15 protein-coding genes and 3 pseudogenes are annotated in these 22,111 nt (G+C 68.1%); 12 read left to right on the forward strand and 6 right to left on the reverse strand.

The features are described 5' to 3' along the window. Window positions 1-2: 2 nt before the first annotated feature. Window positions 3-1,697 carry a beta-N-acetylhexosaminidase gene (locus QFZ52_RS06190; protein ID WP_307496756.1) on the reverse strand — a complete coding sequence of 565 codons (1,695 nt, stop codon included), beginning with the start codon at window positions 1,695-1,697 and terminating at the stop codon, window positions 3-5. A gap of 165 nt (window positions 1,698-1,862) precedes the next feature. On the opposite strand from QFZ52_RS06190, the pseudogene uvrA reads away from it, so the two are divergent. From uvrA to secG, 12 genes and pseudogenes are all read left to right on the forward strand, one after another. Continuing rightward, window positions 1,863-4,752: pseudogene (uvrA, locus tag QFZ52_RS06195) on the forward strand (excinuclease ABC subunit UvrA). Between the two features lie 87 nt (window positions 4,753-4,839). After that, on the forward strand, window positions 4,840-5,634 hold the full coding sequence (locus QFZ52_RS06200; protein WP_307496757.1) for an HAD hydrolase-like protein: 795 nt from the start codon (window positions 4,840-4,842) through the stop codon (window positions 5,632-5,634). After that, window positions 5,621-6,289 carry a lysophospholipid acyltransferase family protein gene (locus QFZ52_RS06205; RefSeq protein ID WP_107002409.1) on the forward strand — a complete coding sequence of 223 codons (669 nt, stop codon included), beginning with the start codon at window positions 5,621-5,623 and terminating at the stop codon, window positions 6,287-6,289. Before QFZ52_RS06200 ends, QFZ52_RS06205 begins: the two co-directional genes overlap by 14 nt. A gap of 20 nt (window positions 6,290-6,309) precedes the next feature. After that, window positions 6,310-8,367 (forward strand): excinuclease ABC subunit UvrC, encoded by a 2,058-nt coding sequence (uvrC, locus tag QFZ52_RS06210; RefSeq protein WP_307496760.1) that lies wholly within the window; start codon window positions 6,310-6,312, stop codon window positions 8,365-8,367. A gap of 86 nt (window positions 8,368-8,453) precedes the next feature. Beyond that, entirely contained in the window at window positions 8,454-9,383 is a 930-nt protein-coding gene (rapZ, locus tag QFZ52_RS06215) for an RNase adapter RapZ (RefSeq protein ID WP_307496762.1), read from the forward strand. After that, a pseudogene (locus QFZ52_RS06220) lies at window positions 9,383-10,400 on the forward strand (gluconeogenesis factor YvcK family protein). Before rapZ ends, QFZ52_RS06220 begins: the two are co-directional and overlap by 1 nt. Window positions 10,401-10,408: 8 nt before the next feature. After that, window positions 10,409-11,389, forward strand: a complete 981-nt coding sequence (whiA, locus tag QFZ52_RS06225) for a DNA-binding protein WhiA (RefSeq protein ID WP_278268939.1) — start codon at window positions 10,409-10,411, stop codon at window positions 11,387-11,389. 159 nt (window positions 11,390-11,548) lie between these two features. Next, the gene (locus QFZ52_RS06230; protein WP_066212825.1) at window positions 11,549-12,175 is read left to right on the forward strand and encodes a superoxide dismutase; all 627 of its coding nucleotides are present in this window, start codon (window positions 11,549-11,551) and stop codon (window positions 12,173-12,175) included. A gap of 276 nt (window positions 12,176-12,451) precedes the next feature. After that, entirely contained in the window at window positions 12,452-13,462 is a 1,011-nt protein-coding gene (gene gap, locus QFZ52_RS06235; RefSeq protein WP_307496763.1) for a type I glyceraldehyde-3-phosphate dehydrogenase, read from the forward strand. 10 nt (window positions 13,463-13,472) lie between these two features. Next, window positions 13,473-14,699 carry a phosphoglycerate kinase gene (locus tag QFZ52_RS06240; RefSeq protein WP_307496764.1) on the forward strand — a complete coding sequence of 409 codons (1,227 nt, stop codon included), beginning with the start codon at window positions 13,473-13,475 and terminating at the stop codon, window positions 14,697-14,699. A gap of 81 nt (window positions 14,700-14,780) precedes the next feature. Then, window positions 14,781-15,581: a triose-phosphate isomerase gene (gene tpiA, locus QFZ52_RS06245; protein WP_307496765.1), complete on the forward strand. Its 801-nt coding sequence runs from the start codon at window positions 14,781-14,783 to the stop codon at window positions 15,579-15,581. A gap of 40 nt (window positions 15,582-15,621) precedes the next feature. Next, a complete protein-coding gene (gene secG / locus QFZ52_RS06250; protein WP_066212811.1) occupies window positions 15,622-15,876 on the forward strand; it encodes a preprotein translocase subunit SecG in 255 nt (84 codons plus the stop codon). A 141-nt stretch (window positions 15,877-16,017) separates the two neighbouring features. Here secG and pgl read toward each other — a convergent pair whose 3' ends face one another. The 5 genes and pseudogenes from pgl to tal all read right to left on the reverse strand — a co-directional run bounded on the left by pgl (window position 16,018) and on the right by tal (window position 22,109). Further along, window positions 16,018-16,836, reverse strand: coding sequence for a 6-phosphogluconolactonase (gene pgl / locus QFZ52_RS06255; protein WP_307496767.1), 819 nt, complete (start codon window positions 16,834-16,836; stop codon window positions 16,018-16,020). Then, entirely contained in the window at window positions 16,833-17,765 is a 933-nt protein-coding gene (locus QFZ52_RS06260) for a glucose-6-phosphate dehydrogenase assembly protein OpcA (RefSeq protein ID WP_307496768.1), read from the reverse strand. The genes pgl and QFZ52_RS06260 overlap by 4 nt, the downstream gene beginning before the upstream one ends. Then, a pseudogene (zwf, locus tag QFZ52_RS06265) lies at window positions 17,762-19,319 on the reverse strand (glucose-6-phosphate dehydrogenase). Before zwf ends, QFZ52_RS06260 begins: the two are co-directional and overlap by 4 nt. Window positions 19,320-19,363: 44 nt before the next feature. After that, a complete protein-coding gene (locus QFZ52_RS06270; RefSeq protein ID WP_307496769.1) occupies window positions 19,364-20,986 on the reverse strand; it encodes a glucose-6-phosphate isomerase in 1,623 nt (540 codons plus the stop codon). Window positions 20,987-20,993: 7 nt separating this feature from the next. Continuing rightward, entirely contained in the window at window positions 20,994-22,109 is a 1,116-nt protein-coding gene (gene tal / locus QFZ52_RS06275; RefSeq protein WP_307496770.1) for a transaldolase, read from the reverse strand. Window positions 22,110-22,111 lie beyond the last annotated feature (2 nt).

A 22,111-nucleotide genomic window follows, 5' to 3' on the forward strand; every position in this document is an offset into this window, starting at 1 on the left:
GCTCACTCGCCCGGCGTCGCGTCCTCCTCGGCGAGGGTGTGCCCGCTCGGTGCGTGCTCCGCCCGGAAGCGGGCCACATCGGGCCGGGCGCGCCACGGCTCGGGTCCCTCCAGGGGGCGGAATCCGACTCCGGCCGCCTTCAGGCGCGCGAGATGCCCGGGGATCTCCGGATCCCCGGTGAGCCGGGCGAGGAAGTCCTCAAAGCCGGGTTTCCGGGTGCACCAGCCCACCTCCGCGAACGCGCACAGCCGTGGGAACGCGTGGAAGTCGCGGATCCTCTGGTCCACCAGGTATTCGCTCCAGAGCTGGGCCTGGACCCCCGCCACCGCGCCGCCGTGCTCGCGCTCGAGGGCCGCGATCCAGTCCGGGACGGGGTCGAAGCCGTGCACCTTTTCGAGTGGCAGCACCGGCCAGAAAGCGCTCGGTTCATCGGGATGGTCGCTTTCCCGGTAGTCCAGGTAGGTGAACTCGTGCTGCGAGATCACCGTGCGGTGGCCCTGTTCGAGGCTGAGTTCCACCGTGTCCACCCCCAGCCAGGCGTTGACGATCGCGCTCTGCGGCAGCGCCTCGCCGATCGCCTCGTGCCAGACACCCGTCTGCCGGCCGTGGCTGGCCAGGTGATCCGCCAGGCGGCCGAGGAACCAGCCGTGCAGGGAGGCCACGGAGGCCAGGCCGAGCTCCTGGGCCCGGGCGACGATCTCCGGCGACTGTTCCCAACGCGTGTACGGCACCTCGTCCCCGCCCAGGTGGATGGTGGGCGAAGGGAAGACGGAGACGAGCTCATCGAGCACGGTCCGGTAGAAGTCCAGGGTCCGTTCGGAGGGGTCCAGGATGCAGTCGCTGACGCCCCAGCGGGTGCTCACCTCGACGTCGGGCTGGTCGTCGGGCTGATCGACGCCGAGGAACGGGTAGGCGGCGATCGCGGCGACGCTGTGCCCGGGCAGGTCGATCTCCGGGACGATCGTGATGCCCCGCTCCGCCGCGTAGGCGACCGCTTCTCGGAGCTGCGCCTGCGTGTAGAAGCCGCCGTGCGGGTGCCCGGCCATGAGGGCGTGTCCCAGAGCCGGGGTGTCATAGGCGACGGGGGTGTCCCGACGCCAGGAGGCGAGCTCGGTGAGCCGGGGGAAGGCCTTCACCTCGAACCGCCACCCCTGATCGTCACTCAGATGCAGGTGCAGCACGTTGAGCTTGTGCGCGGCGAGGAGGTCGATGAACCGCAGGAGTTCGCTGAAGGGCATGAAGTGGCGGGCCACGTCCAGGAGGACACCGCGATGCGCGAAACGGGGCGCGTCGGTCAGCCGCAGGCGGGGGAGCGAGTGCACGGTGCGTCCATCCGCACGACGGCGGGCCGACCCCTGCGGGACGAAGGCCTCGGGCCCGCTGAGCTGGCGGAGTGTCTGCCAGGCATGGCGTACGCCATCCAGATCCGCGGCTTCCACGCGGATGAGACCGTCGATCTCCAGCCGGTACGCGCCGGGGGCCAAGGACGGGTCGGTGCTCACGAGCAGCAGGGCGTCCTCGGGGGCCGCGTCGTGGAGCCGGACCCCGAGCCAGTCCTCCGCCTGATGGCGCAGCAGGGCCCAGCCGGGATCATCGCTGTCGCCGTCCGTGGCGAAGGTCAACTGAGAAGGGACCGGCAGGTGACCGGACAGGAGTTCCAGGGACTCCGGTGCCGGGACCAGCGGGGGAATGCGCATGGAGAACCTCTTCGCGAGTAGGGGTCTGTGTGGACACCAGCCTGCCACACGAGGCCGACATGGAAATTCGAACAGGTTTTCGATTAGCATGGCTAGGTGCCTCATGTCAGCGGTGAACAAGTCCTGTCTCCTGAACAGCTCAACCACAACCATGGCGCGGCCCGCCTGAACGGCGCCGGCTCGCCTGGCCATGCCCCGTCGTCGCGCCTGGTGGTGAAGGGCGCCCGCGAGCATAATCTGCGCAACGTGGACCTGGATCTGCCCCGGGACGCCATGATTGTCTTCACCGGCCTCTCCGGCTCCGGGAAGTCCTCGCTCGCTTTCGACACGATCTTCGCCGAGGGCCAGCGCCGCTACGTGGAATCGCTGTCCGCGTATGCCCGCCAGTTCCTCGGGCAGGTGGACAAGCCCGACGTCGACTTCATCGAAGGTCTGTCGCCGGCCGTGTCGATCGACCAGAAGTCGACCAGCAAGAATCCCCGGTCCACGGTGGGCACCATCACTGAGATCTACGACTACATGCGTCTGCTCTGGGCGCGTGTGGGCCGCCCGCATTGCCCGATCTGTGGCGAAGAGGTGGCCCGTCAGACCCCGCAGCAGATCGTCGATCAGCTGCTGGAGCTCCCCGAGGGCACCCGCTTCCAGGTGCTCGCGCCCGTGGTGCGCGGCCGTAAGGGCGAGTTCGTGGACCTGTTCAAGGAACTCGGCGCCAAGGGGTTCGCCCGGGCCCGGGTGGACGGCGAGCAGATCCAGTTGACGGACCCGCCCAAGCTGGGCAAGCAGTACAAGCACACCATCGAAGTGGTGGTGGACCGTCTGGTGGTCAAGGACGGCATCCGCCAGCGTCTCACCGATTCGGTCGAGACCGCCCTGGGGCTGGCTGAAGGCCGCGTGCTTGCCGACTTCGTGGACCTCGACGCCGAGGACCCGGGCCGGGTGCGTGCGTTCTCCGAGAACCTGGCGTGCCCGAATGAGCACCCGCTGGCGATCGATGAGATCGAACCGCGGTCCTTCTCATTCAACAACCCGTTCGGAGCCTGCCCTGAATGCACGGGCATCGGCACCAAGCTCGAAGTGGACGAAGAGCTCGTGGTCCCCAACCCGGAGCTGAGCCTGAACGAAGGCGCCATCGCCCCGTGGTCCCTGGGCGCCGCCACCCAGGAGTACTGGAACCACTTGCTGTCCGGCCTCGCGGACGAGCTCGGCTTCTCGATGGACACGCCGTGGGAGAAGCTCGGCAAGTCCGTCCGTGAGACCGTTCTGCACGGCAAGGACCACAAGGTGGTGGTCCAGTACCGCAACCGTTTCGGCCGCGAACGCAAGTACAGCACCGGCTTCGAAGGCGTGGTCCAGTACGTGCACCGCAAGCACGGCGAAACCGAGTCGGACTTCGCCCGTGACCGGTACGAGGAGTACATGCGGCAGATCCCGTGCCCCGCCTGCAACGGCGCACGGCTCAACCCGGCGTCTCTGTCCGTGCTGATCAACGGAAAGTCGATTGCGGCCGTCTGCGCCATGCCCATGCGGGACTGCGTCGAATTCCTGGGCAGCCTCGAGCTGTCCCCGCGCGAGGCGCAGATCGCCGCCCAGGTGCTCAAGGAGATCCACGCCCGCCTGACCTTCCTGCTCGACGTCGGGCTGGATTACCTGAATCTGGAACGCCCGTCCGGGACCCTGTCCGGTGGCGAGGCTCAGCGCATCCGTCTGGCGACCCAGATCGGTTCCGGGCTGGTCGGCGTGCTGTACGTGCTCGACGAGCCGTCCATCGGTCTGCATCAGCGCGACAACCGCCGTCTGATCGAGACCCTGACCCGCTTGCGCGGGCTGGGGAACACCCTGATCGTGGTCGAGCATGACGAGGACACCATCCGCGAGGCCGACTGGATCGTGGACATCGGTCCGGGCCGCCGGCGAACACGGCGGCAAGGTCGTCCACTCGGGCACCTACAAGGAACTCCTGGCCAACACGGAGTCGCTCACGGGCGACTACCTCTCCGGCCGCAAGGGGATCGACGTGCCGGCCAAGCGCCGCCCGTACGACCGTAAGCGTGAGCTCGTGGTGGTGGGGGCCCGTGAGAACAACCTCAACAACGTCACGGCGCGCTTCCCTCTGGGTGTGCTCACCGCCGTGACCGGAGTGAGCGGCTCCGGCAAGTCCACGCTGGTCAACGAGATCCTGTACAAGGTGCTGGCCAACAAGCTCAACGGCGCCCGCCAGGTGGCCGGCCGCCACAAGACCGTGGAAGGCCTGGAGCACCTGGACAAGGTGGTCCATGTGGACCAGAGCCCGATCGGGCGCACCCCGCGGTCCAACCCCGCCACGTACACCGGCGTGTTCGACAACATCCGGAAGCTTTTCGCGGAGACCAACGAGGCGAAGGTCCGCGGGTATCTGCCGGGCCGGTTCTCCTTCAACGTCAAGGGCGGCCGCTGCGAGGCGTGCTCGGGTGACGGCACCCTGAAGATCGAGATGAACTTCCTCCCGGACGTCTACGTGCCCTGCGAGGTCTGCCATGGCGCCCGGTACAACCGGGAGACCCTGGAGGTCCATTACAAGGGCAAGACCATCGCGGACGTGCTCAACATGCCCATCGAGGAAGGGGCCGAGTTCTTCTCCGCCTTCACCCCGATCGCCCGGCACTTGAACACCCTGGTGGATGTCGGCCTCGGTTACGTCCGCCTGGGGCAGCCGGCCACGACCCTCTCCGGCGGTGAGGCGCAGCGCGTCAAGCTCGCCGCGGAGCTGCAGAAGCGTTCCAACGGCCGCAGCATCTACGTGCTCGACGAGCCCACCACGGGCCTGCACTTCGAGGACATCCGGAAGCTGCTGCTGGTGCTCCAGGGGCTGGTGGACAAGGGCAACACGGTCATCACGATCGAACACAATCTGGACGTCATCAAGAGTGCCGACTGGATCGTGGATCTCGGACCCAACGGCGGCTCGGGTGGCGGACGCATCATCGCCACGGGAACCCCCGAGCAGGTCGCGGCCACCGAGGGCTCGTTCACGGGTGAATTCCTGGCCGAGATCCTCGAGGGAACCCCGGTCAAGTAGTCGCGTGACGGCATACATCGACTCGAAGCATGCCGTGCGGTGTATGGGTGTTTTCTGTCCGTGCGCCCGGCATGAGAAACTACCTCGGTGACTCTCGCTCAAGCTGCCGTGCTCTTCGACCTGGACGGGACCCTCATCGATCCCGCAGGGGGGATCACCGGCGGAATCGCCGCGGCTCTCCACGAGGCCGGCCTCCCCATACCCCCCGATCAGGCGCTGCAGGCGATGGTCGGTCCCCGCCTGAGCCATGCTCTGCAGGAGTTCGCCGGCGTGCCGGAAGAGCGGGTCGATGAGGTCATCGCCCTGTACCGGCGCCATTACCGGACCACGGGAATGGCGGCCAGCCGGGTGTACCCCGGCATCCGCGAGGCCCTGGCGGAACTGCGCGCACGGGGATACGCCCTGGCGGTGGCCACGCAGAAGCCCCGCACTCTGGCGCTTGAACTGCTGGGCCTGCACGGCCTGGTGGAGGCCTTCGACGCAGTGCAGGGCTCCTCGGATGATGAGAGTGCTCAGGGCCCCGGCCACGGCGTGCCTCTCGGCAAGCAACAGATCATCGCGGCGGCGCTCCAGGACCTCGGTGCCCCGGCCTCCGCGGTGATGGTGGGAGACCGGTACCAGGACGTCGAAGGCGCGACGGCGAATCAGCTGCCGTGCATCGGCGTCGCGTGGGGTTTCGCCGTGGACGGTGAGCTGGAACGCGCCGGAGCGATTTCGGTGGTCTCGTCCACCGACGAACTGCTCCGTGGACTGCCGGGCCCTGCCGGTGCACAGTCGGGCGGGTCAGGGCTCGCCGCAGGGGAAGCGGTGGCCACGGTGGCCGCCGTCGGGGGAGCAGTGGTTGATGGAGCAGCGGAGGAAGAACACCATGGCCGTATTTGACGCAGTCCGCTTCACCACCCGGACCCTCATCAAGGGCACGTGCCGTCCGACGGTCACCGGCCTGGAGAACGTCCCCACGGACGGCCCCTTCATCGTGGCGCCGAATCACCTGTCGTTCTTCGACAGTGTGATCGTTCAGGCTCTCATGCCCCGCCCGGTGGCCTTCTTCGCCAAGGCGGAGTACTTCACCGGAACCGGTGTGAAGGGCAAGGCCATGAAGGCGTTCTTCGAGTCCGTGGGATCCATTCCGGTGGAACGCGGCGAGCAGGCTGCCAGCGTCCAGGCGCTCAAGACCCTCCTGGACATCCTGGAGAACGGCAACGGTGTGGGCATTTACCCGGAGGGCACGCGCTCCCGCGACGGCCTGCTGTACCGCGGCCGGACCGGCGTCGGCTGGCTCGCCCTGACCACGGGAGCCCCCGTGGTGCCCGTCGGACTGATCGGCACGGACAAGCTCCAGCCGGCCGGCAAGAACACGCTCAAGCCGCAGCACTTCACCATGGTGGTGGGCGAGCCGCTGTACTTCGAGAAGACCGGGCCGGACCATTCGCTGCCCGCACGCCGGCAGGCGACGGATCGCATCATGGACGCCATCGCGGCGCTGAGCGGTCAGGAACGGGCCAGCGGGTACAACCAGGTGCGCACCAGTGAGTGATCTAGAGAAGCGGAGGAGCCATGGCGGATCCGGCGAGCTATCGGCCCAGGACAGGGGAGATCCCCACCGAACCCGGGGTGTACCGCTTCCGTGACCAGCACGGACGGGTCATCTACGTGGGCAAGGCGAAGAGCCTCCGTTCGCGCCTGAACTCGTACTTCGCCAAGCCCGCCGGCCTCACTCCGAAGACCTATGCGATGGTCCACGCCGCGTCGAGCGTCGAATGGACCGTGGTGGGCAGTGAACTCGAATCCCTCCAGCTCGAGTACACCTGGATCAAGGAGTTCAAGCCTCGCTACAACGTCGTGTTCCGCGACGACAAGAGCTACCCCTACCTGGCCGTGACGATGGGGGAGAAGTTCCCCCGGGTGCAGGTGATGCGCGGTGAACGGCGGAAGGGCGCCAAGTACTTCGGCCCCTACACGGCCGGGGCCATCCGCGAGACCATGGACACGCTGCTGCGGGTGTTCCCGGTCCGCAGTTGCAGCGCCGGGGTGTTCCGGCGCGCCGAGGCCAGTGGCCGGCCCTGCCTGCTCGGGTACATCGACAAGTGCTCGGCGCCGTGCGTCGGGCGGATCAGCGAAGAGGACCACCGGGCCCTCGCGGAGGACTTCTGCTCTTTCATGGGCGGTGAGGCCGGACGCTTCCTCCGGCGCCTCGAGCGTGAGATGAAGGACGCCGTGGCGGAGCTCAACTACGAGCAGGCCGCACGGATCCGTGACGACATCGCCGCCATGCGCAAGGTGTTCGAACGCAATGCCGTCGTCCTGGCCGACACCACCGACGCGGACCTCTTCGCCATCCATGAGGATGAACTCGAGGCGTCCGTCCAGGTGTTCCGTGTCCGTGGTGGCCGCATCCGGTCGCAGCAGGGCTGGGTGGTGGAAAAGGTCGAGGACACCACTCCCGCGGACCTGATCGAGCACCTCCTTCAGCAGGCGTACGGCGAGGAGGCCGGCAACACGGATCGGATCCCGCGGGAGGTCCTCGTCCCCGTCCTGCCGCCGGATCCGGGGCAGCTCGGTGAATGGCTGAGCGGACTGCGGGGGAGCCGGGTCGAGATCCGGGTCCCTCAACGGGGTGACAAGGCCCAGCTCATGGAGACCGTGCGGACCAACGCGGAGCAGGCCCTCAAGCTGCACAAGACCCGTCGCGCGGGGGACATCACGACCCGTTCACTCGCGATCCAGGAGCTCCAGGAGGCGCTGGAACTCGATGAGCCGCCGCTGCGCATCGAGTGCTTCGACATCTCCCACGTCCAGGGCACCAATGTCGTGGGCTCCATGGTGGTGGTCGAGGACGGCCTGCCACGCAAGAGCGAGTACCGGAAGTTCACCATCACCGGCGCCGCGGCTCACGATGACACCGCCGCCATGGACGACGTGCTGACGCGGCGCTTCAAGGCGTACCTGCGGGACCGCGTCCACGTGCCGGAGACTCTGGGCCGGGCCGACGACGGCGGTGAGGCGGGAAGCGCTGCGCCTGAAGGCGATGCGCCGAACACCGCAGTGCCTCAAAGTCCAGTGCCCGAAAGTGCTGCCCCTGCGGAGGCCGTGATCGGCGCCCCCGTGCAGCCCGGCAAGTTCGCATATCCGCCGAACCTCGTCGTCGTCGACGGCGGCAAGCCCCAGGTGGCCGCCGCCCAGCGGGCACTCGACGCCCTCGACATCACGGAGGTGCGGGTGGTCGGACTGGCGAAGCGCCTCGAGGAGGTCTGGCTGCCGGACAGCGACTTCCCCGTGATCCTGCCGCGCGCCTCGCAGGGGCTCTACCTGCTCCAGCGGATCCGCGACGAAGCCCACCGTTTCGCCATCACATTCCACCGCCAGCGGCGCGGCAAGGCGATGACGGCGTCCGCACTGGACGGCGTCCCAGGGCTGGGGGAGAGCAAGCGGAAGGCGCTGCTGTCCCACTTCGGGTCGGTCAAGAAGATGCGGGCCGCCACGGTCGAGGAGCTGTGCGAGGTCAAGGGGATCGGCACGGTCCTGGCGACCGCCATCCACGCCCACCTCACCCGTGACAGCGCCGACGAGGTCCCCGCCGTCAACTACACCACCGGCGAGATCCTCGAGCCCTGAGCGCCAGGAAAGTTCGCTACGCTTGAGGCAGCCGCGTCGCCGGGCCGGCGGTGCCGCCCGCACTGATCCAAGGAGCAGGAACCCCCATGTCGGACGCAGAAGTGACCAGTCCCGCCCCCGAGGGTGCGGCCCCGGAACACCCGGCCCAGGAGCACAACGCCGAGCTGCTGATCATCACCGGCATGTCCGGAGCGGGCCGCAGCACGGCCGCGGACGCGCTGGAGGACCACGGCTGGTACGTGGTGGACAACATCCCGCCGAAGATGCTCAACATGCTGACCGAGATCGTCTCCCATGCCGGGCCGGCGATCCCCAAGCTGGCGGCCGTCGTCGACCTGCGCAGCAAGGGCCTGTCCGCGAACATCCTGGAGTCCCTCACCAACCTCTCGGCCAGCGGCATCAAGTACCAGGTCCTGTTCCTGGACGCCTCCGACGAAGTGCTCGTCCGGCGTTTCGAGCAGGGGCGCCGACCGCACCCGCTGCAGAACGGCGGCCGGATCCTGGACGGGATCGCCGCGGAGCGCGAACTGCTCAAGGACCTCCGGCACAAGGCCGACATCGTGCTGGACACCTCCTCGCTGAATGTCCACGGCCTGGCCAGCGCGGTCACCGACCTCTTCACCGACTCGGGTCCCGTGGTCCTGCGGCTGAACGTCATGAGCTTCGGGTTCAAGTACGGCCTGCCCGTGGACGCCAACTACGTCGCCGACGTGCGTTTCCTCCCGAATCCGCACTGGATCCCCGAGCTGCGCCCGCACACGGGACAGGACGAGGACGTCCGGGACTACGTCCTGGCCGCGTCCGGCGCCGAGGAGTTCCTGGGGAACTACGTCAAGGCCCTCGAGCCCGTGCTGGCTGGCTACCGCCGCGAGAACAAGCACTATGCCACGATCGCCGTCGGCTGCACCGGCGGCAAGCACCGGTCCGTGGCCATGTCCGAGGAGCTCTCCAAGCGCCTCGCCCAGTTGCCCAATGTCACGGTCAACACGAGCCACCGAGACCTGGGGCGCGAGTAGTGACGATCTTCACCGGCCAGCTTCCGCTGGTCCCGCCCGGCGGGCGGGCCGCAGCGCAGGAGGGCGCGGGCCCCGCCGTGGTGGCGCTCGGCGGAGGTCATGGGCTGTCCGCCACCCTGAGCGCGCTGCGGCTGCTCACCACTTCGTTGACGGCCGTCGTGACCGTGGCCGACGACGGCGGGTCCTCCGGGCGTCTGCGCCAGGACTTCGGCGTCCTCCACACCCGGTGACCTGCGCATGGCGCTGGCGGCGCTCTGCGATGACACGGACTGGGGACGCACATGGCGTGACGTCATGCAGCACCGCTTCCGGGGCCGCCCCGGGGGCAGTGGAGCCCTCGACGAGCATGCCATGGGCAATCTCCTGATCATCACGCTCTGGGAACTGCTGGGCAATCCGGTGGACGGTCTCAAATGGGCCGGAGCCCTGCTGGGCGCCCGCGGGCAGGTGCTGCCGATGTCCACCGTCCCGCTCACGATCGAGGGCGAGGCGAAGATCGCCGGCGAGGACGGTGAGACTGGTTCCCGGACCATCCGCGGCCAGGCCCAGTGTGCTGTGGCCGGGGAACTCGAGAACGTCCGGCTGATCCCGCAGGACGCCCCGGCGTGCGCTGAGGCCCTGAGCGCCATCGAGCTCGCGGACTGGGTCGTTCTCGGACCGGGGTCCTGGTACACCTCGGTGCTGCCGCATCTGCTGCTGCCGGAGATGCGGTCCGCGCTGGCGAGCACCCCCGCCCGGCGTGCTCTGGCCATGAACCTGACCACCGAGACCCAGGAGACGGTGGGCATGAACGCGGCCGATCACCTGCGGGTGCTGCGGGAATACGCGCCCGAGGTCGGTTTCGACGTGGTCATCGCCGACCCGGATTCCGTGGGCGACCGCGAGGAATTCATCGCCGAGGCCGGCCGTCTGGGGGCCGAAGTCCATCTGGCCACCGTGCGGAGCCCCCGCTCCGCCGCGGTGCACGACCCGCTGCGGCTGGCCACCGCCTATCACGAAGTTTTCAACAGGAAATAGGAGCACGTGTGGCGCTGACCGCATCCGTCAAGGAAGAACTGTCCCGGCTGGACGTGAAGAAGGTTTCCGAGCGCAAGGCCGAGGTCTCCGCTCTGCTGCGCTTCGCCGGGGGATTGCACATCATCTCCGGCAGGATCGTGATCGAGGCCGAAGTGGACCTCGCCGCCACTGCGCGCCGGCTGCGGGCCGCGATCTTCGAGGTGTACGGCCATCAGAGCGAGATCATCGTGGTGTCCGGCGGTGGCCTGCGCCGGGGTTCGCGATACGTGGTCCGGGTGGTGGTGGACGGTGAATCGCTCGCCCGCCAGACCGGGCTGCTCGATTCGCGCGGCCGCCCGGTCCGAGGGCTGCCGCCCGTCGTCGTCAACGGTTCCGCCGCGGACGCCGAAGCCGTCTGGCGCGGCGCGTTCCTCGCCCACGGCTCGCTCACGGAACCGGGACGGTCGTCCGCACTGGAGATCACCTGCCCCGGGCCGGAGGCCGCCCTCGCCCTGGTGGGCGCGGCACGCCGTCTGGGCCTGGCCGCGAAAGCGCGCGAAGTGCGCGGAGTGGACCGCGTCGTGATCCGCGACGGCGACACCATCGCCGCTCTGCTCACCCGCATGGGCGCGCACGACGCCCTCATGGTCTGGGAGGAACGCCGCATGCGGAAGGAGGTCCGCGCCACCGCGAACCGCCTCGCGAACTTCGATGACGCGAACCTCCGCCGTTCGGCGCAGGCCGCCGTCGCCGCCGGCGCACGCGTGGAGCGGGCCCTCCACATCCTGGGGGAAGACGTGCCGGACCACCTCAAGTACGCTGGTGAATTGAGGGTGGCCCACAAGAACGCGAGTCTGGACGAGCTCGGCCGACTGGCCGACCCGCCCATGACGAAGGACGCGATCGCCGGGCGCATCAGGCGTCTGCTGGCCATGGCGGACAAGCGCGCCGCCGAACTCGGGATCCCGAGTACGGAGGCCAATGTGACAGCCGAGATGCTGGACGAGTAGACAAAAGGCCTGGTCGTCACATGAAGTAGTGCGTGGAATGCCCGGGCTGGGCGCGGTGTTGTGCCAGCCAGGGGCCATGCCTCAGAGATTTCCGGGGAGCGATTCCCGGATTGACAACAAGTCACCACAGGACCCGTGTCCTAACGTTTGGAGGAATCAGTGTCTGAGTACGTACTCCCGGAACTGGGCTACGACTACGCGGCGCTCGAGCCGTACATCTCGGCTCGCATCATGGAGCTGCACCACGATAAGCACCACGCCGCCTACGTCGCTGGGGCCAACGCCGCACTGGCCGGTCTCGCCGAAGCCCGTGAAAAGAACGACTTCGCCAACATCAACCGTCTCTCCAAGGACCTGGCCTTCCACACCGGTGGCCACACCAACCACTCCGTGTTCTGGAAGAACCTCTCCCCGGACGGAGGCGACAAGCCCGAAGGTGAGCTGGCCGCCGCGATCGATGACGCCTTCGGCTCCTTCGACGCCTTCCGCGCTCAGTTCACCGCCGCGGCTCTGGCCCTGCAGGGTTCCGGCTGGGCCTTCCTGGCGTACGAGCCCATCGGTGGCAACCTCCTGATCGAGCAGCTCTACGATCAGCAGGGCAACGTCGCCGTCGGCACCACTCCGCTGCTCATGCTCGACATGTGGGAGCACGCCTTCTACCTCGACTACGTGAACGTGAAGGCCGACTACGTCAAGGCATTCTGGAACATCGTGAACTGGGCCGATGTGGCCGAGCGCTTCGAGGCCGCCCGCAACGGCGCCTCCAAGCTGATCACCCTGTCCTGATCAGCCCGCGGAATGACGCCCCGTCCGGCCTGCCGGGCGGGGCTTTTCCGTGCCGTAATATAGCTCACTTTTGCCGCTCGCCCCGCGCGGTCACTTGCCCCGGACGCCTGCATTAAACGTAAGATAGATCACGGAAGGCCTCGTGCCTTTCAGCAACGTGGCTGCGAGTCCTTTCACAACGGTAATTCTCTCTGCCCAATGGCGTGCGGGGTCTGTATGTCGGACCTGGTCCGACTCGATACGTGCGTCGTCGTGGCGCATGAAGGAGATTGCACAGTGACCACCCGTATTGGCATCAACGGCTTCGGCCGTATCGGCCGTAACTACTTCCGTGCAGCCCTCGCGCAGGGTGCGGACCTGGAAATCGTCGCCGTCAACGACCTGACCAGCCCGGAAACCCTGGCTCACCTGCTCAAGTACGATTCGGTCACTGGCCGTCTGGGCGTCTCCGTCGAGGTCCAGGATGGGGACCTCGTCGTCGACGGCAAGCACATCAAGGTGCTCGCCGAGCGCGATCCCGCCAACCTGCCCTGGGGCGAGCTGGGTGTGGACATCGTCATCGAGTCCACCGGTTTCTTCACCAAGGCCGCGGATGCCAAGAAGCACATCGAGGCGGGCGCCAAGAAGGTCCTGATCTCCGCTCCGGCTTCGGACGAGGACATCACGATCGTCATGGGCGTGAATGACGAGCTCTACAACAATGAAGAGCACAACATCATCTCCAACGCCTCCTGCACCACCAACTGCCTGGGCCCGCTGGCCAAGGCCATCAATGACGCTTTCGGCATCGAGCGTGGCCTCATGACCACGATCCACGCCTACACCGCGGACCAGAACCTGCAGGACGGCCCCCACAAGGATCCGCGCCGTGCCCGCGCCGCCGCCATCAACATGGTCCCGACCTCCACGGGCGCCGCCAAGGCCATCGGCCTGGTCCTGCCCGAGCTGAAGGGCAAGCTGGACGGCTTCGCCGTGCGCGTTCCGGTCCCCACCGGTTCTGCCACCGACCTGACCGCCACGCTGTCCCGTGAGGTCACCGTGGAAGAGGTCAACGCCGCCGTCAAGGCCGCCTCCGAGTCCGGTCCGCTCAAGGGCTACCTGACCTACACCGAGGACCCCATTGTCTCCTCGGACATCGTCACCGACCCGGCCTCCTCGATCTTCGACGCCGGACTCACCAAGGTGATCGGCAACCAGGTCAAGGTCGTCTCCTGGTACGACAACGAGTGGGGCTACTCCAACCGTCTTGTCGACCTCACCAAGCTGGTCGCGTCCAAGCTGGGCTAAGCTCTAAATCATGACGTCTCACACCCTCAACGAGCTCCTCGCTGAAGGTGTCCGCGGGCGGTACGTTCTGGTCCGAAGTGACCTGAACGTGCCGCTCGACGGCTCTTCAGTGACAGACGACGGCCGCATCCGCGCCTCTCTCCCGGTCCTTCAGAAGCTGGTCGACGGCGGCGCCCGCGTCCTCGTCTCCGCTCACCTCGGACGCCCCAAGGGCGCTCCCGAGGAGAAGTACTCCCTCAAGCCGGCAGTGGACCGCCTGGCCGAGCTGGCCGGCTTCCCGGTCAGCCTCGCCGCGGACACCGTGGGCGCTTCGGCGCAAGACCTGTCCGCGAAGCTCGCGGACGGCGAGGTCCTGGTGCTGGAGAACGTGCGCTTCGATCCGCGCGAGACCAGCAAGGACGACGCCGAGCGCCAGGCCTTCGCAGCCGAACTCGCCGCACTGACCGGCGACAACGGCGCGTATGTGGACGATGCCTTCGGCGCCGTGCACCGTAAGCACGCCAGCGTCTACGACATCGCCACGATCCTCCCGTCCTACCAGGGTGACCTGGTCAAGACCGAGGTGGACGTCCTGCAGAAGCTGACCGCTTCCCCGGAGCGCCCCTACGTGGTGGTTCTTGGCGGTTCCAAGGTCTCGGACAAGCTGGCGGTCATCGACAACCTCATCGGCAAGGCCGACACGCTCCTGGTGGGTGGCGGCATGCTCTTCACCTTCCTCGCGGCGGCGGGACACAAGGTCGGATCCAGCCTCCTGGAGGAGGACCAGATCCCGGTGGTCCAGGATTACCTGGCCCGCGCCGAAGCGGCGGGCAGCCGCTTCGTGGTGCCGACCGACGTCGTGGTGGCGAGCCGCTTCGCCGCCGACGCCGAGCATGAGGTCGTCCCCGCGAGTGCCATCGAGGAGAGCGCGTTCGGCGCCTCCGGCATCGGTCTGGACATCGGGCCGGACACCGCGGCTGCTTTCGCCGAGCACATCCGTGGGGCCAAGACGGTCTTCTGGAACGGTCCCATGGGCGTCTTCGAGTTCGAGGCGTTCTCCCAGGGCACCCGGGCGATCGCCCAGGCCCTCACGGAGACTGACGGCTTCACGGTGGTCGGCGGTGGCGACTCCGCCGCGGCCGTCCGCACCCTCGGCTTCGCCGACGAGCAGTTCGGCCACATCTCCACCGGCGGTGGCGCGAGCCTGGAGTACCTTGAAGGCAAGGAACTTCCCGGTCTGAGCGTTCTGGACCGCTGAGGAACCGGAAAGGCCGCGGCGCCGAGCCGCGGCCTTTCCCGTCCCACCCACTTCATCCCCTCGACAGTCACGGAGGCCATTGTGACCACCACCCCCGAGCGCACGCCGCTCATCGCCGGCAACTGGAAGATGAACATGGACCACCTGCAGGGCATCGCGCTCCTGCAGAAGCTGTCCTGGACCCTGGAGGACAAGAAGCACGACTACCAGCGTGTCGAGGTGGCCGTGTTCCCACCGTTCACCGATCTGCGCGGCGTGCAGACCCTGGTGCAGGGTGATGACCTGGACATCGCGTACGGCGGCCAGGACCTCTCGCAGTACGACTCGGGCGCCTACACCGGCGACATCTCCGGTGACTTCCTGAACAAGCTGGGCTGCCGTTACGTCCTGGTGGGCCACAGTGAGCGCCGCACCATCCACGGTGAAATCGACGAGGTGCTCAACGCCAAGGTGCAGGCCGCCTACCGCCACTCGCTCGTGCCGGTGCTCTGCGTGGGCGAAGGGCTCGAGATCCGCCAGGCCGGCACGCACGTGGAGCACACGCTGACGCAGCTCCGCGCCGACGTCGCGGGTCTCAGCGCCGAGCAGGCCGCCGAGCTCGTGGTCGCGTACGAGCCCGTCTGGGCCATCGGAACCGGCGAGGTCGCCGGCCCCGAGGATGCTCAGGAGATGTGCCAGGCGATCCGTGCCGAGCTCACCGAGCTCTTCGGCGCGGACGTGGCTGCCAAGACCCGTCTGCTGTACGGCGGTTCGGTGAAGGCCGCCAACGCCGCCGCGATCCTCGGCCAGGCCGACGTCGACGGCGTGTTGGTCGGCGGTGCCAGCCTGGATGCAGCTGAGTTTGCTAACATTGTCAGGTTCGAGGAGCACGCCGGCGCCTAGCCGGCAGCGTTCCTCACCTCATCGACGCAGAAAGGCCGTTGTGGGCGTTCTCCAAGTCATCCTGCAGATCCTCCTGGGAGTGACGAGCTTCCTCCTCACTCTCCTGATCCTCCTGCACAAGGGCCGCGGTGGCGGTCTGTCCGACATGTTCGGCGGCGGTATGACTTCCGGCCTGAACTCTTCCGGTGTCGCCGAGCGGAACCTCAACCGCTTCACGGTGATCCTGGGCGTGACCTGGGCCGTGGTGATCATCGGCCTCGGCCTGATCATGAAGTTCAACGGCGCTGCCAGCTGATCGGTTGCAGCGACTCGGAAGGCCCCCGGCATGATGCCGGGGGCCTTCGTCGTTCCGGAGGTCGTGCAGTCTGCCGGGCCCGGCAACGACGAAGGGGTGGCGAGCCACAGCTCGCCACCCCTTCCTCGTCTCCGCCGTGCGTCAGAGCCCGCGGGGCTCCTTGTGCACCAGGTTCTCGGGAACCTTGGCGGCGGCCGCCTCGTCGATCAGCCACAGGGTGCGGTTCCGGCCCCGGGGACCTGCTGCCGGGACCTGCACGGTGCCGGCTCCGGCCAGGGCGAGACCGACGGCTCCGGCCTTGTCATCGCCGGCCACGACCATCCAGACCTCATCCGCCGTGTTGATGGCGGGCAGGGTCAGGGAGATCCGCTGCGGCGGCGGCTTGGGGGAGTCCTGGACACCCACCACGAGGGCCTCCTTCTCGCGGATGCCGGCCATCTCCGGGAAGAGCGACGCGACGTGCGCGTCAGGGCCGACGCCGAGCAGAAGGACGTCGAAACGGGGGAGTGCGGGCGGGACATCCGGACGCTGATCCGAATAGTCCGCGGCGTGCTCAGCCTCGGCCGCCTCGGCCAGGCGGCGCGCGTAGTCCGCGGCGGCGTCGTCCACCGAGGCGAACTCATCCGAAGAGCCCGGCACGTGCACACGGGCGGGATCCAGATCCAGGCTGTCCAGGAGCGCCTTGTGCGCCTGAACAGCATTGCGGTCCGAGTCCTCGGCGCCCACGAAACGCTCGTCACCCCACCAGAAGTTGACCCGGCGCCAGTTGACGGCCGGGGCGGCCGCCGACTCGGCGACGGCGCGCAGCGTGCCGATGCCCACGGTGCCGCCCGTGAGGACGACCGTGGCCTCCCCGAACCGGTCCTGGGCATCGACCAGTTTGGTGACCAGACGAGCGGCGATGGCCGCCATCAGGACCTGTGAGTCGGGATGGACGCTCACCCGTGGTTCGTGGGTCATCTCAGGCACTCCTTTTGCGCGATTCGAGGCAATCCTTCGGTCAATACTTCCCCGAAGACCTCGTCCGGGTCCAGCCGGCGCAGTTCCTCGGCGAGGCAGTCCTGAAGGCCACGGCGCGGAAGGGAGATCCGCTGCAGAGGCTGATCGGGCTGGCTCAGCTCCGCGACGGTGGTGCCCGGGCGGTGCAGCTGGACATCGCCGGACGGGCGGCGGATCAGCACACGGCGGATGCCGGTGCCTGCGGGGTCCTCGATGATCTTCACGGGGACGTCGAAGGCCAGGGCGAGCCACGAGGCGAGCAGGAGGGTGCTCGCGGAGTCGCTGGCGCCCTCCACCTCGACCTCGGTGACCGGAGTGTCGTCGACCTGGTCGAAGGCCGCCGCGAGCTGGATGCGCCAGTTGGTCAGACGCGTCCACGCCAGGTCGGTGTCGCCCGCCTGGTAGGTGCGCCGGATGTTGTCCAGTGCCGCCACCGGATCGGCCTCGTTCGCCGAATCGGTGATCCGGCGGTGGGCGATACGGCCGATGGACGTCCCGGAGGCGTCCTCCGGGGCTCCGTGCGGCCACCAGGCGACGATCGGGGCGTCCGGCAGCAGGAGAGCGGACACCAGGGACTCGCTCTCCTCAGAGAGGCGTCCGTAGCCGCGCAGCACGATCACCTCGGAAGCGCCGGCGTCGCCGCCGACCCGGATCTCCGCGTCCAGGCGGTCCGGCTCCTCGGCGCCCGCATCCGCGAGCACGATGATGCGGCACGGATGTTCGCGGCTGGCCTCGTTGGCGGCCTGGATGGCCTCGTCCTCGAGCCCGTTGCGGGTGAGGACCACCAGGGTGAGCACGCGGCCGAGGGCGATGACGCCGCCCTGCTCCCGCAGCTTGGTGATCTCCTTGGAGATCTTGGACGTGGTGGTGTTGGGAAGTTCGACGATCATGGCCTTCTCCAGGTGCGTCCGTCACGGGCGAGGAGCTCGTCCGCGGAGGACGGACCCCAGCTGCCCGGGGCATACGGTTCGGGTTGTTCCTCCAGGCTTGCCCAGTACTCCTCGAACGGATCGAGGATCTTCCAGGACAGCTCCACTTCCTGGTGGCGCGGGAAGAGCGGCGGCTCGCCCAGCAGGACGTCCAGGATGAGGCGCTCGTACGCCTCGGGGCTGGACTCGGTGAAGGAGTGACCGTAGCCGAAGTCCATCGAGACGTCGCGGACCTCCATCTGCGTCCCCGGAACCTTGGAACCGAAGCGGATGGTGGCGCCCTCATCGGGCTGGACGCGGATCACCACGGCGTTCTGGCCGAAGTCCTCGTCACCGTTCTCGCGGAACAGGAGGTTCGGGGCCTTCTTGAAGACGACGGCGATCTCGGTCACGCGGCGCCCCAGACGCTTGCCCGTGCGCAGGTAGAACGGCGCGCCGGCCCAGCGACGGGTGTTGATGTCCACGCGGATCGCGGCGAAGGTCTCCGTGGTGGAGTCCGCCGGGATGCCTTCCTCCTCCAGGTAGCCGAGGACTTCCTCGCCGCCCTGGAGCCCGCCGGAGAACTGGCCCCGGGCGGAGTGCGTGGACAGGTCATCCGGCAGCTTGACGGCCGCCAGGACCTTCTCCTTCTCCGCGCGGAGGTCTTCGGCGTTGAAGGAGATGGGCTCTTCCATGGCCGTCAGCGCGAGGAGCTGCAGGAGGTGGTTCTGGATGACGTCGCGGGCCGCGCCCACGCCGTCGTAGTAGCCCGCACGGCCACCGGTGCCGATGTCCTCGGCCATGGTGATCTGCACGTGGTCCACATAGTTGGCGTTCCAGATCGGCTCGAAGAGCTGATTGGCGAAGCGGAGGGCCAGGATGTTCTGGACGGTCTCCTTGCCGAGGTAGTGGTCGATGCGGAACACCGAGTCCGGGGGGAACACGGATTCGACGATGTCGTTCAGCGCGCGGGCCGACTCGAGGTCGTGGCCGAAGGGCTTTTCGATGACCACTCGGCGCCAGGTGCCCGGCTCGGCCTGGGCCAGGCCGTGCTTGGACAACTGGGTGCAGACGAGCTCGAAGGCCTTCGGCGGGATGGAGAGGTAGAACGCGTGGTTTCCGCGCGTGCCCCGTTCCCTGTCGAGTTCTTCGATGGTGGCCTTGAGACGTTCGAAGGCCTCGTCGTCGTCGAATTCACCCTGCACGAAGCGGATGCCCAGGGACAGCTGGTCCCAGACCCGCTGATCGAAGGGCGTGCGGCAGTGCTGCTTGACGGATTCGAGGACCTCCGCGGCGAAATCCTCGTTCTCCCACTGCCGCGCGGGCGAAGCCCACCAGGGCGAAGCTGGGAGGGAGGAGCCCACGGTTGGCCAGGTCGTACACGGCCGGCATGAGCTTCTTACGGGCGAGGTCACCCGTGACACCGAAGAGGACAAGGGAGGACGGACCGGCAATCCGGCTCAGACGGCGGTCCCGCGGATCCCGCAAGGGGTTCCGGAGACCGCCGTTCTGGGCGCCAGGTTCACGTGTTGGCATTGTGCTTGAGGAGCCTTAGCGATATGGAGGGATGGGTGCTGGGCTCAGCGGCCCAGGTTGTTGACGATGTCCAGGAGCTGACGCACACCGGCCGCGCGGTCGGTGAGGTGCAGCCGGAGGACCGGGACGCCGTGGTCAGTGAGGACCTGGGCGTCGCCAGCGGCCTGAGCCGAGATCAGCTGTCCGAAGGTGAACGGCCTCTCCGGGATGACCACGTCCGTGGAGCTGTCCGCCGTGATCTGGAGGAACACGCCTTCGGCGGGGCCGCCCTTGTGGAACTGGCCGGTGGAGTGCAGGAAGCGCGGACCCCAGCCGAACGTCACGGGACGCCCGGTCACGGCCACGAGCGGATTGCGCACCGACTCGAGCTGCGGATAGGCGAGACGGTCCAGGTAGGCCTGGACGCTCACGTACCCGCGGTCACCCAGACGGCCCAGCAGGGCCTTGAGGGCGGACTCGACGGTCTCGTTGACCTCCGCCTCGGCCAGCCACTCGCCGCCGCGCACCTCGATGGCGCCGTCGGTGAAGTCTGCGGGAACCGGCTCCGGGCGGGCGTCGAGCAGACCGCGTGCGGCGACCTTGGCGGCCTCCACATCGGGCTGGTCGTACGGGTTGATGCCGAGGAGGCGACCCGCGACGGCGACCGCGAACTCCCAGACGACCATCTGCGCAGCCAGCCCACCGGCGATCTCGACCTCGTTGCCGGTGGCGGCCGCGTCGTCGTCATCGGGGGAGACGAGGCGGACCACCAGGACGTCAGGCGCGTCCAGGGACAGCTCCGGGGCATCCGCGGGGGCGACGACGGGCAGCAGGCCCTTGCCGCTCTTGCCGGTGGACTCGGCGATCAGCTGCTCCGCCCAATCGGCGAAACCGACGATCCCGGAACCGTTGTCCACGATCACGATCTTGTTCCGGAGCGGGTCGGTGCCGCCGAGGGCGGCGCCGAGCGCGAGACCGATGTTGTCCGTGTCGTCCTCGTTGAGGATCTCGAGGGTGTCCTCGGCCTCATCCAGGAGCGCCGCGATGTCCACGCCGGCCAGACCCGACGGCACCAGGCCGAAGGCGGTCAGCGCGGAGAAGCGGCCGCCGACGTTCGGGTCCGCGTTGAAGACGGCGCGGTAGCCCGCGGCACGCGCGGCCTCGTCCAGGGGCGATCCCGGATCGGTCACGATCACCACGCGGCTCTTCGGATCGATGCCGGCCGCCTCGAACGCCGCCTCGAAAGCGCGGCGCTGCGAGTCGGTCTCCACCGTGGAACCGGACTTGGAGGACACGACGACGACGGTCCGCTCCAAGCGGTCGGCGAGGGCCGCGGCGACCTGCTCCGGGTCGGTGCTGTCCAGCACAGTGAGCTCGACACCGGCCGTCGCGGTGATCACCTCGGGGGCCAGCGAGGAGCCGCCCATGCCGCAGAGGACGACATGGTCGACCCCTTCGGCGTGAAGCTCTTCGCGCAGGCTGACGATCCCGTCCACGAGCGGACGGGAGACCGCCGGGGCCTCCACCCAGCCGAGGCGGATGGAGGATTCGGACTCGGCGTCGGGACCCCACAGGGTGGCGTCCTTGGCGATGATCCGTGTGGCGACGTGGTCTTCGACCAGCTGGTCGATGTGACGGGTCTTGGCGTCGGCGGCCGCGCCGGCGGCGTCGTAGCTCAGGGTGCTCATGGAGGTGTCAGCCTTCCTTGGATGCGGTGTCGAGAGCGGCCTGGACGTCGGCCAGCAGTTCCTTCCAGCTGGCCACGAACTTGTCGAGACCTTCGGTCTCGAGCTTGGCGACGACGTCGTTGTAGGAGACGCCGATCTTCTCGAGCGCGTCCAGGACCTCGTTCGATTCGGCGTACGTGCCGGTGATGGTGTCACCGGTGACGTCGCCGTGGTCGAAGACGGCGTCGAGGGTCTTCTCCGGCATGGTGTTCACCACGCCCTGCGCGACGAGCCCCGTGACGTACAGGGTGTCCGGGTACGCCGGGTCCTTCACGCCGGTGGAGGCCCAGAGCGGGCGCTGCGGGCGGGCGCCTGCGGCGGCCAGAACGTTCCAGCGCTCGGTGGAGAAGAGCTCCTCGAAGACCTGGTAGGCGAGGCGGGCGTTCGCGACGCCGGCCTTGCCCTTGAGGGCCGCGGCCTCGTCGGTGCCCAGCGTGTTCAGGCGCTTGTCGATCTCGGTGTCCACGCGGGAGACGAAGAAGGAAGCGACCGAGTGGATCTTGGAGAGGTCCAGGCCCTTTGCCTTGGCCTGCTCCAGACCGTTCAGGTAGGCGTTGATGACCGCGCGGTAGCGCTCCAGGGAGAAGATCAGGGTCACGTTGACGCTGATGCCCTCGGCGATGGTGGCCGTGATGGCCTCCAGGCCTTCCTGGGTGGCGGGGATCTTGATGTGGACGTTGTCCTTGCCGACCTTGGCGTGCAGCTCCTTCGCCTCGGCGATGGTGCCCTCGGTGTCCCAGGCCTTGCGGGGATCGACCTCGATGGAGACACGGCCGTCGACACCGTCGGAGGCCTTGGCCACCTCGGCGAAGACGTCGCAGGCGTCCGCGACGTCGGACGTGGTGATCTCGAAGACGGCCTTCTCGGCGTCGGCCCCGGCGGCGGCCAGTTCCTTGATCTGCGCGGCGTAGTCCTGGCCGCCCGTGATGGCGGCCTGGAAGATGCTCGGGTTGGTGGTCACACCGACCACGTTCTTCTCGGCGATGAGCTCCTGAAGGTTGCCCGTGTTCAGGCGCTTGCGGGAGAGGTCGTCAAGCCAGATGGAGACACCGGCGTTGGACAGTTCTGCAGTGGGAGTGCTCATGT

Origin of the sequence: Arthrobacter woluwensis (genome assembly GCF_030816155.1) — a bacterium.
GTDB lineage: Bacteria > Actinomycetota > Actinomycetes > Actinomycetales > Micrococcaceae > Arthrobacter_E > Arthrobacter_E woluwensis_A.

Coding starts and splice junctions, on each gene's coding strand:
- QFZ52_RS06190 (WP_307496756.1), bottom strand. CDS start 1,697: ATGCGCATTCCCCCGCTGGTCCCGGCACCGGAGTCCCTGGAACTCCTG.
- QFZ52_RS06270 (WP_307496769.1), bottom strand. CDS start 20,986: ATGAGCACCCTGAGCTACGACGCCGCCGGCGCGGCCGCCGACGCCAAG.
- pgl (WP_307496767.1), bottom strand. CDS start 16,836: ATGACCCACGAACCACGGGTGAGCGTCCATCCCGACTCACAGGTCCTG.
- tal (WP_307496770.1), bottom strand. CDS start 22,109: ATGAGCACTCCCACTGCAGAACTGTCCAACGCCGGTGTCTCCATCTGG.
- QFZ52_RS06205 (WP_107002409.1), top strand. CDS start 5,621: ATGGCCGTATTTGACGCAGTCCGCTTCACCACCCGGACCCTCATCAAG.
- rapZ (WP_307496762.1), top strand. CDS start 8,454: ATGTCGGACGCAGAAGTGACCAGTCCCGCCCCCGAGGGTGCGGCCCCG.
- QFZ52_RS06260 (WP_307496768.1), bottom strand. CDS start 17,765: ATGATCGTCGAACTTCCCAACACCACCACGTCCAAGATCTCCAAGGAG.
- QFZ52_RS06240 (WP_307496764.1), top strand. CDS start 13,473: ATGACGTCTCACACCCTCAACGAGCTCCTCGCTGAAGGTGTCCGCGGG.
- uvrC (WP_307496760.1), top strand. CDS start 6,310: ATGGCGGATCCGGCGAGCTATCGGCCCAGGACAGGGGAGATCCCCACC.